We start from the raw sequence: 15545 nt of genomic DNA, 5'->3' as shown, positions 1-15545 counted from the left end.
CTGCGCTCTGTTGTAGGAACAAGTTCAGTGACCACCATATATGGTGGTTAAGAGTTGGAATTCACAGGGTCTAACAGGGCGCAACGCGAAGGTGTTCTTCGTGGTGGGGTGAGGTGTCTGCGCAGCTAAGGGCCAGTCAAGGGAAACAGGCAGATGCGGATCGAACGGAAATTCACCTCGGAAGATGGCGGCGCTTATGAAACGCTGGATTTCAAAACCACCTCGTCCGAAATCCGCAACCCCGATGGCACGATTGTCTTCCGGTTGGACGGAGTAGAAGTTCCATCGAGTTGGAGCCAGGTCGCGTCGGACGTATTGGCCCAGAAATACTTCCGCAAAGCGGGCGTGGCCGCGCGGCTGAAAAAGGTTACGGAAAAGAACGTGCCGGAGTTCCTGTGGCGCTCCGTTCCCGACACCGACGCGCTCAAGGACTTGCCGGAGGCGGACCGTTTCGGTGGAGAAACGTCGGCACAGCAGGTTTTCGACAGGCTGGCCGGGGCGTGGACCTATTGGGGCTGGAAAGGCGGCTATTTCACCAAAGAAAGCGATGCGCGTGCCTATTTCGATGAGATGCGCTACATGTTGGCGACCCAGCGCGCAGCGCCCAACAGCCCGCAGTGGTTCAATACCGGGCTGCACTGGGCCTATGGCATCGACGGGCCAAGCCAAGGTCACCACTATGTCGATTTCGCGACCGGCAAACTGGTGAAATCCAAATCGGCCTATGAGCATCCGCAGCCGCATGCCTGCTTCATCCAGTCAGTTGATGATGATCTGGTCAACGATGGTGGCATCATGGACCTGTGGGTGCGCGAGGCGCGGCTGTTCAAGTATGGCTCCGGCACCGGCACGAATTTCTCATCGCTGCGTGGCGAGGGGGAATCGCTTTCGGGCGGCGGAAAATCCTCCGGTCTGATGGGCTTTCTCAAAATCGGGGACCGCGCTGCCGGAGCAATAAAGTCGGGCGGCACCACCCGTCGCGCGGCCAAGATGGTTATCGTCGATGCGGACCATCCCGATATCGAACAGTTCATCGACTGGAAGGTCATCGAAGAGCAGAAGGTGGCGAGCCTCGTTGCCGGATCGAAGATGCATGAAGAAAAGCTCAATGGCATCTTTGCCGCGATCCGCGAATGGGACGGCGCGGAGGCAGCTGCGACGGACCCGAAAGCAAATCCCGGGCTGAAAGCCGCAGTAAAGAGTGCCAAGAAGGTCGCCATTCCGGAAACCTACATCAAGCGTGTGCTGGACTACGCCAAGCAAGGCTATGCTTCGATCGAGTTTCCCACCTATGACACCGACTGGGACTCAGACGCCTACAGTTCGGTTTCCGGGCAGAACTCCAACAACTCCATCAGGGTGACCGATACGTTCCTGAAGGCCGTCAAGGATGACACCGACTGGGAACTGATCCGCCGCACCGATGGGAAAGTGGCGAAAACGGTCAAGGCGCGAGATCTATGGGACAAGATCGGCCATGCCGCCTGGGCCTGTGCCGATCCCGGCATCCAGTTCCACGACACTGTAAACGCCTGGCACACCTGCCCGGAAGATGGCGAGATCCGCGGGTCGAACCCCTGCTCGGAATACATGTTCCTCGACAACACCGCCTGCAACCTGGCGTCGATGAACCTGCTGACCTTTTTCAAAGACGGAGCGTTTCAGGCAGAGGACTACGTCCACACCACGCGGCTTTGGACGATCACGCTGGAAATCTCGGTTCTAATGGCGCAGTTCCCGAGCCGCGAAATCGCACAGCGCAGCTATGACTATCGTACACTGGGGCTGGGCTACGCCAATATTGGCGGGCTCCTGATGAATATGGGGCTGGGCTACGATTCCGCCGAGGGACGCGCGATGTGCGGTGCCCTGACCGCAATCATGACCGGCGTGGCCTATGCGACATCGGCCGAGATGGCCGGGGAGTTGGGCGCATTTCCCGGCTATCCAAACAATGCCGAACACATGCTGCGGGTCATCCGCAATCACCGGGTGGCAGCCAAAGGCAAGAAATCGGGCTATGATCGATTGGCGGTGAAGCCGGTGGCACTGGACCATACCAACTGCCCCGATCCGAAACTGGTCGCGCTGGCCATGCAAAGCTGGGACGAGGCGCTGGAACTGGGCGAAAAGCATGGTTACCGCAACGCGCAGACGACGGTGATTGCACCAACCGGCACCATCGGTCTGGTGATGGATTGCGACACAACGGGCATCGAGCCGGATTTCGCGCTTGTAAAATTCAAGAAGCTCGCCGGTGGCGGTTATTTCAAGATCATCAACCGTTCGGTTCCTGCCGCCCTGGATAATCTGGGCTACGGCCCGGCGGAGATCGAGGAAATCGTTTCCTACGCAGTCGGACATGGCACTCTGGGCGATGCACCGGGCGTGAACCATACGTCCCTGATCGGCCACGGTTTCGGACAGCGGGAAATTGACAGGGTCGAAGCGGCACTGCCTTCGGCATTCGACATCCGCTTTGTGTTCAACCAATGGACGCTGGGCGCGGAGTTCTGCACTGATGTTCTTGGCATTCCGGCCGAAAAAATGGCGGACCCGACCTTTGACCTGCTGGCGCATCTGGGCTTCAGCAAGGCGCAGGTCGAGGCCGCGAACGACCATGTCTGCGGAACCATGACGCTGGAAGGCGCGCCGCATCTCGATCCCAAGCATTATCATGTCTTTGATTGTGCCAACCCCTGCGGCAAGCGGGGCAAACGGTACCTCGGCGTGGACAGCCATATCCGGATGATGGCGGCGGCGCAGAGCTTCATCGCCGGCGCGATTTCCAAGACGATCAACATGCCCAATGACGCGACCATCGAGGACTGCCAGCAGGCCTATGAACTGTCGTGGTCGCTCGGGGTGAAGGCCAATGCCCTGTACCGGGACGGGTCAAAGCTGAGTCAGCCACTGGCATCTGCGCTCGTCGAGGATGACGAGGAGGCGGAAGAGATACTCGCCACCGGATCGGTTCAGGAAAAGGCCGCAGTTCTTGCCGAAAAGGTCATCGAGAAGGTGATCGTGAAGGAAATCATCCGGTCAGAACGCGAAAAGCTTCCCGAACGCCGCAAGGGATACACGCAGAAGGCCATCGTGGGCGGTCACAAGGTCTATCTTCGGACCGGCGAATATGAAGACGGCAAGCTCGGCGAAATATTCATCGACATGCACAAGGAAGGTGCCGGCTTCCGCGCGATGATGAACAACTTTGCGATAGCCGTGTCCGTGGGCCTTCAATACGGTGTGCCGCTGGAAGAATTCGTGGAAGCCTTCACATTCACCAAATTCGAACCGGCGGGCATGGTGCAGGGTAATGACAGCATCAAGAATGCCACGTCTATTCTCGATTATATCTTCCGCGAATTGGCAGTCAGCTACCTGGACCGCACCGATCTGGCCCATATCAAGCCCGAAGGGACGTCATTCGATGAGCTTGGCGGCGGAGAAGATGAAGGCAAGGATGCACAGGTCGAAACCCGCGCGGCCGCGTCGCGGTCATTGGAGGTGCTGAAACAGATCTCCTCTACCGGCTATCTGCGCAAACGGATGCCGCAGGATCTGGTTGTATTGCAAGGTGGGCAGGCAACGGCGGTTGATCAGGCCTCCGTCGAGGTACAATCCTTCGAAAGTGGCACGGCCATTTCGACGACCGTCAGCATGGATGCCCGCGCCAAGGCAAAGATGCAGGGGTATGAGGGCGACCCGTGCGGCGACTGCGGCAATTACACGCTGGTGCGCAACGGGACCTGTATGAAATGTAACACCTGCGGGGCCACCTCGGGCTGTAGCTGAACAACGAGATCCGGGGCGGGTGCGCTCGCCCCTGACGCAAATCAGGGAACAGGCATCAAACCAAACGAGCAGTACGGAAGACGAAACCTGATTTGCGACAACTGGGCTCCTACGGGGGCCCTTTTTTTTGTGCTCTCACGATAACATCGATGTCACCGACAGCTTAACTTTACTCAGAGGTAGCTGTTGTAATTTTATATTACATCTGTATGAATCGAAGTGTTGCCGCTGTGTTGTGCGACGTGTTTTTTGTTGTGTACGGGCCAAGCGCCCAAAGGAGAGCTTACCATGACATCGTCTGGAAGTAGCGGCATTTTACGCCGTTAGGAACGTTGTGTCGGGCGGTCTGTTGCCCTGATCACATCTCCACAATTATTCAAAACTGATTGGAACTATGATGAAACGGCTAGTGCTTGCGCTCGTCTTGATTCAGAGCGCGTCGTCCGCTGCTGCGGCGACTATTCACGAGTGGGGTCAAGGTTATGACGGCCCGTCCAGAATTTATATGAAGGCAGAGCGCGTAGGTGATCGCGTTGGTCAACTTTTCCACGACAACGCCATCAATTGGGGAGCGGGAGTTGAATTTTCAACCTGGCTCGACTTTGAAGGCTTCGGGCGCATCGAGGTTGGAGTAGACACAACAAACAACGGCGGGTGCACGCGCGGCTGCCCGGATTCGATGCGGATTCTCACACTTCCGGATGGCGTTCGCGCAAGCGCGATGTATGCGTCTACCGAAGAAGACAAGACGGGCGTGATCGAATTCTTCGTCGACAACCCGGAGCTGACGACGCCCACCACGGCAGTGCCCCTGCCCGCCTCCGCACTTTTCCTGGTCGCAGGGATTGGCGCCTTCGGAGCCGTTCGCAAGCGCAAATCCAAGAGCTGATTTCAGGCTTTCCCACGGAACCGATTGCGGGCTAGGATCACTCCGGAGCCCGCAATGTCCCAACCTATTTCCAAAATCAGAAATCTTGGACCCGCCATGGAGGCGGCTTTCGCGCGTGTTGGTATTCGCTCGGCCGAGCAACTGCGCGAACTGGGAACCGATGCCGCGTACGAGCAACTGTTGCGCGCCGGATCACGGCCACATTTCATAGGCTACTATGTGATCGAGATGGGGTTGCAGGGCCGCCCTTGGAACGACTGCAAGGGCAAGGAAAAGGACGCGCTGCGTGAGCGGTTCGATGCGATCAAGACGCGTGTGGCATCGGACCCTGACATAAAAGGCCGCTCCCAACTGGAAGCGGCCCTGAATGAAATCGGCGTGATCGAGCGCCGATAGCTCTTAGCCTGCGATTTCGAGGCCAGAGAAGAAGTAAGCGATTTCGACAGCCGCCGTTTCAGCGGCATCGGAACCGTGGACGGAGTTTTCGCCGACCGATTCCGCGAACTCGGCACGAATGGTGCCCGGGGCCGCATCGGCAGGGTTGGTGGCGCCCATGACTTCGCGGTTCTTCGCGATTGCGCCTTCGCCTTCCAGCACCTGCACAACAACCGGCTCGGAAGCCATGAATTCGCACAGTTCGTCGTAGAATGGGCGCTCTTTGTGCACAGCATAGAATACGCCAGCCTGCTCTTTGGTCAGCTGGATGCGCTTCTGCGCGACGATGCGCAGACCTGCTTCTTCAAACTTTGCGTTGATCTTGCCGGTCAGGTTGCGGCGGGTCGCGTCGGGCTTGATGATCGACAGCGTGCGTTCGGTGGCCATTGACTTGCCTCATTTGCTTGCGGCGGACCCCCTGCCCGCCTGAAACCGCCGGTCTGCTAGCACGGGCAGGCCGAGTTGAAAAGCTCGATTGACGACCGACGCTGCGTGCGGCATGGCAAGGCATGCTGACGATTAGCGAAATAAACTATGCCGTAGAAGGTCGTCCCCTGTTCGAGGACGCAAGTGCAATCATCCCGACGGGCCACAAGGTGGGGTTGATCGGTCGAAACGGCGCAGGCAAGACAACCCTGTTCCGCCTGATCCGGGGTGAGTTGGCCCTGGAAAGCGGGTTCATATCCGTGCCGCAACGTGCGCGTATCGGTGGTGTGGCGCAGGAAGTGCCGGCATCCGGTACATCCCTGCTTGATACGGTGCTGGCCGCAGACACCGAACGTGCCGCGTTGATGGCCGAATCCGAGACGAGCAAGGACGCCACCCGTATCGCGGAAATCCAGACGCGCTTGACCGATATTGATGCGTGGTCAGCAGAGGCTCGGGCCTCGTCGATTCTCAAAGGTCTGGGATTTGATGATGAACAGCACGCGATGCCTTGCTCTGCCTTCTCAGGCGGTTGGCGGATGCGTGTTGCGCTGGCGGCGGTTCTGTTTGCGCAGCCCGATCTGCTGCTGCTGGACGAACCGACCAACTACCTGGATCTCGAAGGCGCGCTGTGGCTGGAAAGCTATCTTGCCCGCTATCCGCATACCGTTCTGATCATCAGCCACGATCGCGGGCTTCTCAACCGCGCAGTCAACGGAATCCTGCATCTGGAGAACCGCAAGCTCGGGTTCTACCAAGGCCCCTATGACCAGTTTGCCCGCCAGCGCGCCGAACAGCGCGCGGTTCAAGCAGCGATGGCGAAGAAGCAGGACGCCCGCCGGGCGCATCTTCAAAGCTATGTGGACCGCTTCCGCTACAAGGCCGACAAGGCGAAACAGGCGCAGTCTCGCCTGAAGATGCTGTCCAAGATGGAAGTCATTACCGCGCCCGAAGACCTCGCGCGGCAGGTTTTCACATTCCCCGAACCCGAAGAGCTGTCACCCCCCATCATCACGATGGAAGACACATCCGTGGGTTATAACGGTCAGGCCGTGCTGAAGAAGCTGTCATTGCGGATCGATCAGGATGACCGGATCGCACTGCTGGGCAAGAACGGTCAAGGCAAGTCCACGCTCGCAAAATTGCTTTCGGACCGCCTGCCCGCACTGTCGGGCAAGATGACCAAATCATCCAAGCTGCGGATCGGCTACTTCGCCCAGCATCAGGTGGACGAGTTGCATGTCGACGAAACGCCGTTACAGCACTTGCGACGCGAACGCCCGAACGAGTTGCCCGGCAAGCTGCGCGCGCGGTTGGCCGGTTTCGGGCTGACGGCGGATCAGGCGGACACGGAGGTCGGACGCTTATCCGGAGGTCAGAAGGCACGGCTGTCGCTGCTGCTGGCGACGCTGGACGCACCCCATATGCTGATCCTCGACGAGCCTACGAACCACCTCGACATGGAAAGCCGCGAAGGGCTGGTCGAAGCGCTTGCCGCCTATTCCGGCGCAGTCATTCTGGTCAGCCACGACATGCACCTTCTCAGCCTCGTCGCGGACCGGTTATGGCTGGTCAAGGATGGCTCGGTGAGCCCATTCGAGGATGATCTCGAAGCCTATCGCAAGATGTTACTGACCAGCGACAAGCCCGCAAAGAAGCCCGCTGAGGAGCCCAAGGCCAAACGCGCCTCGCGCGATCAGATTCTGGCGCTCAGGTCCGAAGTGCGCAAATGCGAGGACCGGCTGGAAAAACTGAACGACATGCGCGACAAGCTTGCACAGAAGCTGGCCGATCCGTCACTCTACGAGGAAGGCCGCGGACAAGAGGTCGAGGTCTGGCAAAAGAAATACGCCGAAGTGATGAACGGGCTGGACAAGGCCGAGGACCTGTGGATGTCGGCGCAGGAAAAGCTTGAACGAGCGGAAGGATAGCAATGGATCTGGCGTACGCCGTCACCGCATTCGTCACGCTGTTCGTGGTCATCGACCCGATCGGCCTGACACCGATGTTCATTGCATTAACGCAGGGCATGGACGATGCACATCGTCGGTCTGTGGCGATCCGTGCCTGTTTCATCGGCTTTTCGATCCTTCTGGCGTTTGGCTTGTTCGGGACCGCTTTGCTGGATGCGCTTGGCATCTCTCTGCCTGCCTTCCGGATCGCGGGCGGATTGCTGCTGTTCCTGATCGCGGTGGACATGCTGTTCGAGAAACGAACAGAGCGCCGCGAAGGTCGCATGAACGAAGCGCATGACCCGTCCGTCTTTCCGCTAGCCACGCCGCTGATCGCTGGCCCCGGCGCGATGGCCTCGATGATCCTGTTGACCACGTCATCGGATGCAACGCTTATCAGGACGTTGGAGGTCCATGTGGTTATGGCATCCGTGATCGGTGTGATGCTGGCCTTGTTCATGGTCGCAGGCCCGATCGAGCGTGCTTTGGGCCGCACTGGTATCCTCGTGGTAACGCGCCTGTTCGGCATGCTGCTGGCAGCACTGGCCGTGCAGTTCGTGCTGGATGGGCTGCAATCACTGGGCGTCGTGAGCGGGGTTTGAGCCATGAGCACAGATGAGCTCGGCCGGGTGATCTACCTTGTGCTTCTGGGCAGCGTCATCGCGGTCTATTTTTTCGTCCAGAACCGTCAACGCATGGGACAGGTTGCGCAGCAGGCCGCCATTTGGGGGTTGATCTTTCTGGGGGCGGTCGCCCTATACGGCCTTTGGGGAGATATCGGGCCAGCATTGCGCCCATCCAGCACCGTGGTGACAGATAGCGGTGAAGTCCAGATCAGGCAGGCAAGCGACGGGCATTACTACGTGCCGCTGGAACTGAACGGCACCCGCCTGACGCTCATGGTCGATACCGGCGCAACCGATATGGTCCTGAGCGAAGATGACGCGGCCAAGATCGGAATCAATGCGGACCAACTTGCCTATACCGGGATCGCCAGAACAGCGAACGGGACGGTTCGGACAGCTCGCGTTACATTGGATGACGTGCAGTTAGGTCCCTTCGCCGACCAAGAGGTCGGCGCACAGGTCAGCGAAGGCGAGATGCCCGGATCATTGTTGGGGATGAGCTACCTGTCGCGATTCTCGACCATGACGTTCAGCAACGGCACCTTGACACTGGCGCGCTAGCTTGGCCGGCTTTCGGTCTTCTTGATCCAGCGTCCGCCATCCTGAGCCCAGTATTGCGCGGTCAGCCCGGCATCCGTCACGGATTTCCACTGCCCGCGCGCTTTCTGAACAGCGTCGTCATCGCTGCCGTCGAACATCACGCAGGCACGCTTAAGCCCTGACATCTCTGCCGGGTCAAATCCCGCACCGTCCACCACCATCAGGCAATCCGTGGCCGGCGACACCGCATCCGCTGTCGTCAGCAAGATTGGCTGAAGCGCATCATGTGCCCCCCCGGCCAGCCCATGCGGCAGGAAGTCCGCATCCCCCGTCAGCCATAATTTTTGATCCAACCAGTCAAGCCGCTCTACAGACCCGCCCCGGATCTCGACCCGCCAACCAGCATCAAGCGACTTGCGCAGCAGGATCGGCAGGGTGGCCTCCAGCGGGGTTTCGGTCAGGTGATAGAACAGGACGTCGTTCATCAACTCTCCTTGGTCGGGTCATAATCGCCGAAGGTCCATATATGGCCTTCGGGGTCGCGCAGCGTGAAGCTTTGCCCGCCATAATCTTGCGCCTCAAGCGGAATAACAATTTCCGCGCCCGCCTCGGTGACGGCCTTGTAGCGGTTCTCAATATCCGTGACGACCACATAGACCGACGTCGTGCAGCGGCCACCCGCCTCCTTCGGCGCAATCATGAGCGGGTCGAATGCGCCTCCGCCCGGCGGACCGAACATGAAGATGTCACCACCCTCGGTCAGTTGGGCATGGACGATCTTGCCGTCAGCGTCGCGGTGAACAGCGTGTTCCTTGAACCCCAGAACACCGGTCAGATAACTCAGCGCAGCGTCGCAGTCCTTATAGCGTGTAGCCGGAATAAGCATGGCATTCCTCCTTTATGAGAAGACTCAACGCTGCGCGTGGCTTTTAGTTCTCGAACTTATTGCGGATCATCCGATCCAGCGCGCGAACCCCCCAACCCGTTGCACCTTTTGGCGCATAAGTGGTCTCGGTCCCGACGCTGGCAACCCCGGCGATATCCAGATGAATCCACGGCGTGTCAGATTTCACGAAATTCTGCAGGAACTGCGCCGCCGTAATCGATCCCGCAGCGCGACCGCCAGTGTTCTTGATATCGGCAACACGACTTTTCAGCGCTTCGTCATAGGCCGGATCGAGCGGCAGATGCCACGCACCCTCGCCTTCCATCCTGGCCGCTTTCAGGAAAGTGTCGGCGAATTCATCATCATTGGCAAAAACGCCTGCCTTTTCGTGGCCAAGCGCGATGATTACCGCACCAGTGAGCGTCGCAAGATCGACCATGCCGGACGGCCTGAAACGGTCCTGTGCATACCACAGCAGATCGGCCAGAACGAGCCGGCCTTCGGCGTCGGTATTGATCACCTCAACCGTATCGCCCTTCATGGAGCGCACCACATCGCCGGGGCGCTGCGCCTTGCCGTCGGGCATGTTTTCGACCAGCCCGACAATGCCCACGACATTGGCCTTGGCTTTACGCAGGGCCAAACCGCGCATCACGCCTGCAACGACACCAGCACCTCCCATATCCATGGTCATGTCTTCCATGTTCAAAGCGGGCTTTATGCTGATGCCGCCGGTGTCGAAAACGACGCCCTTGCCAATCAGGGCAAGCGGTGCGTCATCGCCGCCGCCGTTCCAGCGCATCACGACAACCTTGGAGGGGCTTTCCGAGCCTTGCCCTACAGCCAGCAGTGTCCGCATCCCCAGTTTCTCGAGATCGTCTTCTTCCAGCACCTCAACCTCGAGCCCTATCTCCGACATCGCCGAAAGACGATCGGCAAATTCGGATGTCGTCAGCACGTTGGACGGCTCATTCGTCAGATCGCGGGTAAAGAAGACCGCCCGCGCCGAATCGAGCGCATCCTCGATACCAGCCTCGGCCACATCCGGCTTGGACAGCATCATGGTAACATCGACCGTGTTCGCTTCGCCGTTCCTGGTCTTGTGTGCGCTGAAGTCATACTTGCGCAACGCGATCCCACTGGCCACGGCAGCCGGGTTTCCCAGATTTCCAGCCAGAACAAGCACGTCTTCCGAACCTGCGACCTTTCCGATTCCCGCGCCCGCTTTTCGAGCATCCAGGACCGACGGTTTGCGGTCCAACTTGACGACCTGAATGGCCGTCGCGGTCATACCTGCCGGGTATTCAAGGCTGACGCTGTCGGCGACTTTCAGCTTTTCAAATCGCTCGCTCCCCACCAGCCGCTCCAGCGTTCCCCTGGTCAGTCGGTTCACCCGCCGCGACAACTGATCGAGCTTGCCATCCTCTCCCACGAACACAACCACGCGGCCTTCTGCCAGCGCGATGTCATCAAGGGATACGGCAGTTACACGGATAGAGACGGGGTCGGTCATGTCGGTCCTCTTCGGAAATTTTCCGCGACCCTAGTCAAGCGCCCCGGCTTTGACCATAGAACAGTTTCACTAGCATCGAAGCTGGGTTAGAAGATCAGAACGCATCAACGGGGAGCCACCTTGGGCAGAATCGACAGATATATCCTGTCTCAGCTTGTCTTTGCCTTCGGGTTTTTTTCGTTGATTCTGGTGGGCATCTACTGGGTCAATCAAGCCGTGTTGATGCTGACGCAATACATATCCGAAGGGCAATCGGGTATCTTCGTGTTTGAACTGATGCTGCTGAGTCTGCCCAGCCTGATGCTTCTTGTCCTGCCCATCTCGGCATTCGTGGCGACGGTCTATGTAACGAACAAGCTCTATTCGGACAGCGAATTGGTCGTTGTGCAGGCCACCGGCTTCAGCGTATTCCGCCTCGCCAGACCCTTCGCAACGTTCAGCCTGCTGATCGTTGTGCTGATCATTGTGCTGGCACATCTTCTGGTGCCATCGACTGTCCGTCGTTTGGACTCGCGGGAAGCCGAACTGGCACAGGCATTATCCGCCCGCATCCTCGTTCCCGGCAGCTTCGAAAGCCCCACCAGCGGCGTCACGGTCTATGTGCGCGACATCACGCCCGAAGGCACGATCGAGGATCTGCTGATGTCCGACATCCGTGACCCGGACCGTCAAACGACCTATATGGCGGATCAAGCTCTGCTTGTACGCGATGCGGAATCGACCAATCTTGTGATGTTCCAGGGAATGGCACAAACGCTGGAACCCAACGGCGAACGCTTGTCGATCACGCGCTTTGATGATTTCACGGTGGCCATAGACAGCCTGATCCAGCAAAGCACCAGCGACCGCGTAAATCCGCAGGGGCTAAGTACCTTGCAGTTGCTAACACCCGATGCGGAACTGGCCCAACGCACAAGACGCAGCGCAGACTACCTGCAACGCGAAGCACATCTGCGCGTAACCCAAGCCCTTCTAGCGGGCGGTGCGGCTTTCTTGGGATATGCAGCGCTGATGATCGGCGGTTTCAGCCGCTTTGGGCTATGGAAACAGATCGCGGCGGCAGTCTTTCTTGTGGTTATCGTTAAGCTGATCGACAATTCCAGCATCGATGCCGCCTCACGTGATCCGGCATTATGGCCCCTGGTGTATCTGTCTAGCCTATTGGCGGTCGTCATCTGCCTTGCTCTATTGTTCATAGCAAACAGCAATTTACCTGCGCGTCTTCGCCGAAGGAGCGCCGGATGACCCTGCATTTCTACTTCGCCCGCAAATTCCTGTTCACATGGCTTGGCATCCTCGCCGCATTCGCAACCTTCATGTGGCTCGTGGATCTGGTGGAACATATCCGCCGTTTCGACGGGGAAAGTGTATCGTTCACCACGCTGGCCTATCTGACGCTTTTGCACCTACCGATCACTTTGTACGAGGTGTTGACCCTCGTGGTGCTGCTGGCAACGGTCACGCTGTTTATCACGCTGGCACGCACCAGCGAGCTAGTGGTCACGCGCGCGGCCGGGCGTTCTGCCATCCGGTCCGTTCTGTCCCCGCTTTTCACCGCTGCTCTGATTGGCGGGCTCGTTGTTGCTGTCGGCAATCCCGTCGTCGCAAGCCTGTCGATCCGGTATGATACGGAAACCAACCGTATCCACGGCTCTGAACGCGTGATCTCCGTCGGGCGCGACGGGCTGTGGCTTCGGCAAGGATCGAACGACCGACAAACCGCGATCCATGCAGAGCGTGCAAATTCAGATGGAACCGAATTGTCGACGGTCACATTCTATGGCTTTGAGGGGAACGGCAAGCCAACCTATCGCGCCAACGCCGTGCGCGCCATACTGACCGATGGCGCTTGGCGGCTGGAGGACGTAAAACGCTGGGATCTTGCCATCCAGAACCCCGAAGAGATGGCCGAGTCCCTTGACAGTCTGGACATTCCGTCAGAGCTGACGCGCGATCAGATCCGCGACAGCTTTGCCCGACCGGAAGCAATACCGATCTGGGAGCTGCCCGCTTTCATCGGCCACCTGGAGCAAGCCGGCTTTTCCGCCCGCCTCCACCGCGTCTGGTTCCAGTCCGAATTGGCCCGTCCCTTGCTATTCGCGGCCATGGTATTCATCGGCGCGGTGTTCACACTGCGTCACACGCGCTTCGGGCGCACCGGGCTGATGGTACTGGCAGCTGTAGGTTCTGGATTTGCGGTCTATTTCGTAAGCCGCCTTGCCGCCACCATGGCTGAAACAGGACAGATCCCGATCTTCATCGCAGTTTGGGGGCCACCGGTCGCCTGCATCTGCTTGGCTCTTTCCCTGTTGTTGCAATTCGAGGACGGATGAAGACTTCACTGCGCCATATCAAGCCATTTCTCTCGATACTTATCGCTGTGCTTGCTTTGGTCAGCACCGCTTCAGCACAGGTGGCCGACGAAGAATTCCCGACCTCGATCATGGCTGACGTCATGCGAGTCGAGGGGGATGACCGCCTCATCGCAGAAGGCGATGTCACGGTTTTTTCCGGCGGCAGGTCAATCAGCGCATCGCGCATCGCCTATGATCGCGACAGTGGTCGGATCGATGTTGAAGGCCCAATCATTCTGCGGGACGGATCGGATGCGGTCGTATTGGCGGATACGGCAGAACTGTCCACCGACCTGACTGACGGCATCGCCCGTGGCGCGCGCCTTATTCTGGATCAACACCTTCAGGTCGCGGGCGCGGAACTGGCCCGCACCGAAGGTCGATTTACCGATCTCAAGCGCGTCGTTGCGTCAAGTTGCTCGGTTTGCTCCACCTCTGAAACGCCTTTGTGGGAAATCCGCGCACGCCGGGTGATCCACGACGAGGAACGCAAGCGGCTCTATTTCTACGACGCGCAGTTCCGCGTCGCGGGGCTTCCGATTGCATATTCACCCTATATGCGCTTCCCCGACCCCACCAACACGCGCCTGTCCGGCGTGCTGGCACCGAGCGTTCGAACCACGGATGATCTGGGTTGGGGCCTGAAATTACCCTTCTTCCTGACTTTAGGCGATCATGCCGACATCACCTTCACGCCCTATTTCTCGACCGACTACACCCGCACTCTGGAAATGCGCTACCGGCAGGCGTTTCGCACGGGCGAAATCGAATTCGAAGGCGCAGTCAGCCGGGATTCCATCGAAGATGGACAACTTCGAACCTATCTGTTCGGGTCCGGCAGCTTCGATCTGCCGCGCGATTATGATCTGAGATTCAGCCTGGAAACGGCGCGGGATGATCAGTATCTTCAGGATTACGACTATTCGAGCGCCGACCGGCTGCAAAGCAATCTCTCCTTGCTGCGCACGCGCGAACATGAACGCGTTGACGCCGAAATCAACCATTTCCGATCACTGCGCGAAAATGAAGACAACGACACGCTGCCCACCTTTATCACCGACTTTCGCATTGACCGCCGGATGAACCCCACGTCCGTCGGCGGTTGGCTGGATCTCAGCCTGATCGGCCACAGCCATCAGCGCCCCTCCTCCGTGGATGTGGCAGGGCGTGACATGGCCCAGATTCGTGCAGTAGGAAAATGGACCCGCGACTGGACGACACCAACCGGCCTGCGCTACGGCGCGGATTTGATAGCCCATGGCGATTTCAAGTATATTGGACAAGACAGCAATTACCCTGAATATCAAACTGGGATCACCCCGATCATGGCGGCAGAGGTCAGCTATCCTCTGGCGAAATGGACAGCCACGGGCGTCAGTTACCAGTTGGAACCGGTCGCGCAGCTTGCCTATACGCGTACGGATCCCATCGATTCCCCGAATGACGACAGCCGCCTGACATCGTTCGACACCGGCAACCTTTTCGCGTTGAACCGCTTCCCGGGTCTTGACCGATATGAGGAAGGCACCCGCGCCACGCTCGCCATGACGTGGCGCCGTATCGATCCCAACGGATGGTCGCTGGGGGTTACGGCGGGGAAGGTCTATCGCTTTGCCAAGCCGGAACAGTTCCCACTGGCGACAGGTCTTTCGGGCAGCGAATCGGACTGGTTGCTTCAGGCCGATCTGGATCTTGGCGACAACATGAAGGTCCGCAGCCTGTCATTGATCGATAGCGCGATGGAATTCACCCTGAACGAAACCACCGTCAGTTGGCGTTCCGACAGTTTGCGGCTGGCTTCCAGTTACCTGTGGCAACGCGCGGATACCGCGCTTGACCTGACCACGGATCTGAACGAACTGGCGCTGGAAGCCGATTACGACATCACGGATCGCTGGAACATCTGGACCGATCTGCGGCGGGACTTCCAGGCCGCGCGTACCAACCGGGCCGAATTTGGTCTGTCCTACACGAACGAGTGTGTCAGGGTTGATCTTTCGATGCTACAACGATTTAGAAATACCGAGGAAACCGAACCCACAACCAGCTACGGCCTGTCTGTAACGCTGGCAGGGTTCGGAGATGATGACAGGCGGGTCAGCCGCCGAACTTGCAGCGCACGAGGTTAA

13 protein-coding genes are annotated in these 15545 nt (G+C 58.7%); 9 read left to right on the top strand and 4 right to left on the bottom strand.

Going from position 1 to position 15545, the window contains the following annotated elements; translation table 11 throughout:
• The first annotated feature begins 153 nt into the window (after positions 1-153).
• From FPZ52_RS03160 to FPZ52_RS03150, 3 genes are all read left to right on the top strand, one after another.
• Positions 154-3795, top strand: coding sequence for a vitamin B12-dependent ribonucleotide reductase (locus FPZ52_RS03160; RefSeq protein WP_146363626.1), 3642 nt, complete (start codon positions 154-156; stop codon positions 3793-3795).
• A 409-nt stretch (positions 3796-4204) separates the two neighbouring features.
• Complete coding sequence (locus FPZ52_RS03155; protein ID WP_168201253.1) at positions 4205-4684, top strand: VPLPA-CTERM sorting domain-containing protein; 480 nt, start codon at positions 4205-4207, stop codon at positions 4682-4684.
• Positions 4685-4738: 54 nt separating this feature from the next.
• Positions 4739-5080 carry a TfoX/Sxy family DNA transformation protein gene (locus tag FPZ52_RS03150; protein WP_146363622.1) on the top strand — a complete coding sequence of 114 codons (342 nt, stop codon included), beginning with the start codon at positions 4739-4741 and terminating at the stop codon, positions 5078-5080.
• A 3-nt stretch (positions 5081-5083) separates the two neighbouring features.
• Here the strand turns inward: FPZ52_RS03150 and ndk are convergent, their stop codons facing one another.
• Positions 5084-5506, bottom strand: coding sequence for a nucleoside-diphosphate kinase (ndk, locus tag FPZ52_RS03145; protein ID WP_146363620.1), 423 nt, complete (start codon positions 5504-5506; stop codon positions 5084-5086).
• A gap of 122 nt (positions 5507-5628) precedes the next feature.
• Between ndk and FPZ52_RS03140 the strand changes: the two genes are divergently transcribed.
• From FPZ52_RS03140 to FPZ52_RS03130, 3 genes are read left to right on the top strand one after another with little or no spacing between them, the layout of a single operon-like run.
• Positions 5629-7476: an ABC-F family ATP-binding cassette domain-containing protein gene (locus tag FPZ52_RS03140; RefSeq protein ID WP_146363618.1), complete on the top strand. Its 1848-nt coding sequence runs from the start codon at positions 5629-5631 to the stop codon at positions 7474-7476.
• 2 nt (positions 7477-7478) lie between these two features.
• Positions 7479-8099 carry a MarC family protein gene (locus FPZ52_RS03135; protein ID WP_146363616.1) on the top strand — a complete coding sequence of 207 codons (621 nt, stop codon included), beginning with the start codon at positions 7479-7481 and terminating at the stop codon, positions 8097-8099.
• A gap of 3 nt (positions 8100-8102) precedes the next feature.
• A complete protein-coding gene (locus FPZ52_RS03130; RefSeq protein WP_146363613.1) occupies positions 8103-8684 on the top strand; it encodes a retropepsin-like aspartic protease family protein in 582 nt (193 codons plus the stop codon).
• On the opposite strand, the gene FPZ52_RS03125 is transcribed toward FPZ52_RS03130, so the two are convergent.
• The 3 genes from FPZ52_RS03125 to FPZ52_RS03115 are packed head-to-tail and all read right to left on the bottom strand — an operon-like array spanning position 8681 to position 11062.
• The gene (locus tag FPZ52_RS03125) at positions 8681-9148 is read right to left on the bottom strand and encodes a DNA polymerase III subunit chi (RefSeq protein ID WP_146363611.1); all 468 of its coding nucleotides are present in this window, start codon (positions 9146-9148) and stop codon (positions 8681-8683) included. The two genes, FPZ52_RS03130 and FPZ52_RS03125, sit on opposite strands and share 4 nt — an antisense overlap.
• On the bottom strand, positions 9148-9549 hold the full coding sequence (locus FPZ52_RS03120; RefSeq protein WP_146363609.1) for a VOC family protein: 402 nt from the start codon (positions 9547-9549) through the stop codon (positions 9148-9150). The genes FPZ52_RS03125 and FPZ52_RS03120 overlap by 1 nt, the downstream gene beginning before the upstream one ends.
• A 43-nt stretch (positions 9550-9592) precedes the next feature.
• Positions 9593-11062, bottom strand: a complete 1470-nt coding sequence (locus tag FPZ52_RS03115; protein WP_146363607.1) for a leucyl aminopeptidase — start codon at positions 11060-11062, stop codon at positions 9593-9595.
• 120 nt (positions 11063-11182) lie between these two features.
• Here FPZ52_RS03115 and lptF point away from each other — a divergent pair, with 120 nt between their 5' ends.
• From lptF to FPZ52_RS03100, 3 genes are read left to right on the top strand one after another with little or no spacing between them, the layout of a single operon-like run.
• Positions 11183-12307, top strand: a complete 1125-nt coding sequence (gene lptF / locus FPZ52_RS03110) for an LPS export ABC transporter permease LptF (RefSeq protein ID WP_168201252.1) — start codon at positions 11183-11185, stop codon at positions 12305-12307.
• Positions 12304-13395, top strand: a complete 1092-nt coding sequence (lptG, locus tag FPZ52_RS03105; protein ID WP_146363603.1) for an LPS export ABC transporter permease LptG — start codon at positions 12304-12306, stop codon at positions 13393-13395. Before lptF ends, lptG begins: the two co-directional genes overlap by 4 nt.
• Entirely contained in the window at positions 13392-15545 is a 2154-nt protein-coding gene (locus FPZ52_RS03100; RefSeq protein WP_146363601.1) for an LPS-assembly protein LptD, read from the top strand. Before lptG ends, FPZ52_RS03100 begins: the two co-directional genes overlap by 4 nt.

The sequence above is a fragment of the Qingshengfaniella alkalisoli genome, assembly GCF_007855645.1.
Lineage (GTDB): Bacteria > Pseudomonadota > Alphaproteobacteria > Rhodobacterales > Rhodobacteraceae > Qingshengfaniella > Qingshengfaniella alkalisoli.
Note: the sequence above shows the minus strand (reverse complement) of the source record. Positions and strands in the feature narration are given on the sequence as shown.

Excerpts from the sequence above, each read along its gene's own strand:
- FPZ52_RS03160 (WP_146363626.1), top strand. The coding sequence starts at position 154 with ATGCGGATCGAACGGAAATTCACCTCGGAAGATGGCGGCGCTTATGAA.
- FPZ52_RS03150 (WP_146363622.1), top strand. The coding sequence starts at position 4,739 with ATGTCCCAACCTATTTCCAAAATCAGAAATCTTGGACCCGCCATGGAG.
- ndk (WP_146363620.1), bottom strand. The coding sequence starts at position 5,506 with ATGGCCACCGAACGCACGCTGTCGATCATCAAGCCCGACGCGACCCGC.
- FPZ52_RS03140 (WP_146363618.1), top strand. The coding sequence starts at position 5,629 with ATGCTGACGATTAGCGAAATAAACTATGCCGTAGAAGGTCGTCCCCTG.
- FPZ52_RS03135 (WP_146363616.1), top strand. The coding sequence starts at position 7,479 with ATGGATCTGGCGTACGCCGTCACCGCATTCGTCACGCTGTTCGTGGTC.
- FPZ52_RS03130 (WP_146363613.1), top strand. The coding sequence starts at position 8,103 with ATGAGCACAGATGAGCTCGGCCGGGTGATCTACCTTGTGCTTCTGGGC.
- FPZ52_RS03125 (WP_146363611.1), bottom strand. The coding sequence starts at position 9,148 with ATGAACGACGTCCTGTTCTATCACCTGACCGAAACCCCGCTGGAGGCC.
- FPZ52_RS03120 (WP_146363609.1), bottom strand. The coding sequence starts at position 9,549 with ATGCTTATTCCGGCTACACGCTATAAGGACTGCGACGCTGCGCTGAGT.
- FPZ52_RS03115 (WP_146363607.1), bottom strand. The coding sequence starts at position 11,062 with ATGACCGACCCCGTCTCTATCCGTGTAACTGCCGTATCCCTTGATGAC.
- lptG (WP_146363603.1), top strand. The coding sequence starts at position 12,304 with ATGACCCTGCATTTCTACTTCGCCCGCAAATTCCTGTTCACATGGCTT.
- FPZ52_RS03100 (WP_146363601.1), top strand. The coding sequence starts at position 13,392 with ATGAAGACTTCACTGCGCCATATCAAGCCATTTCTCTCGATACTTATC.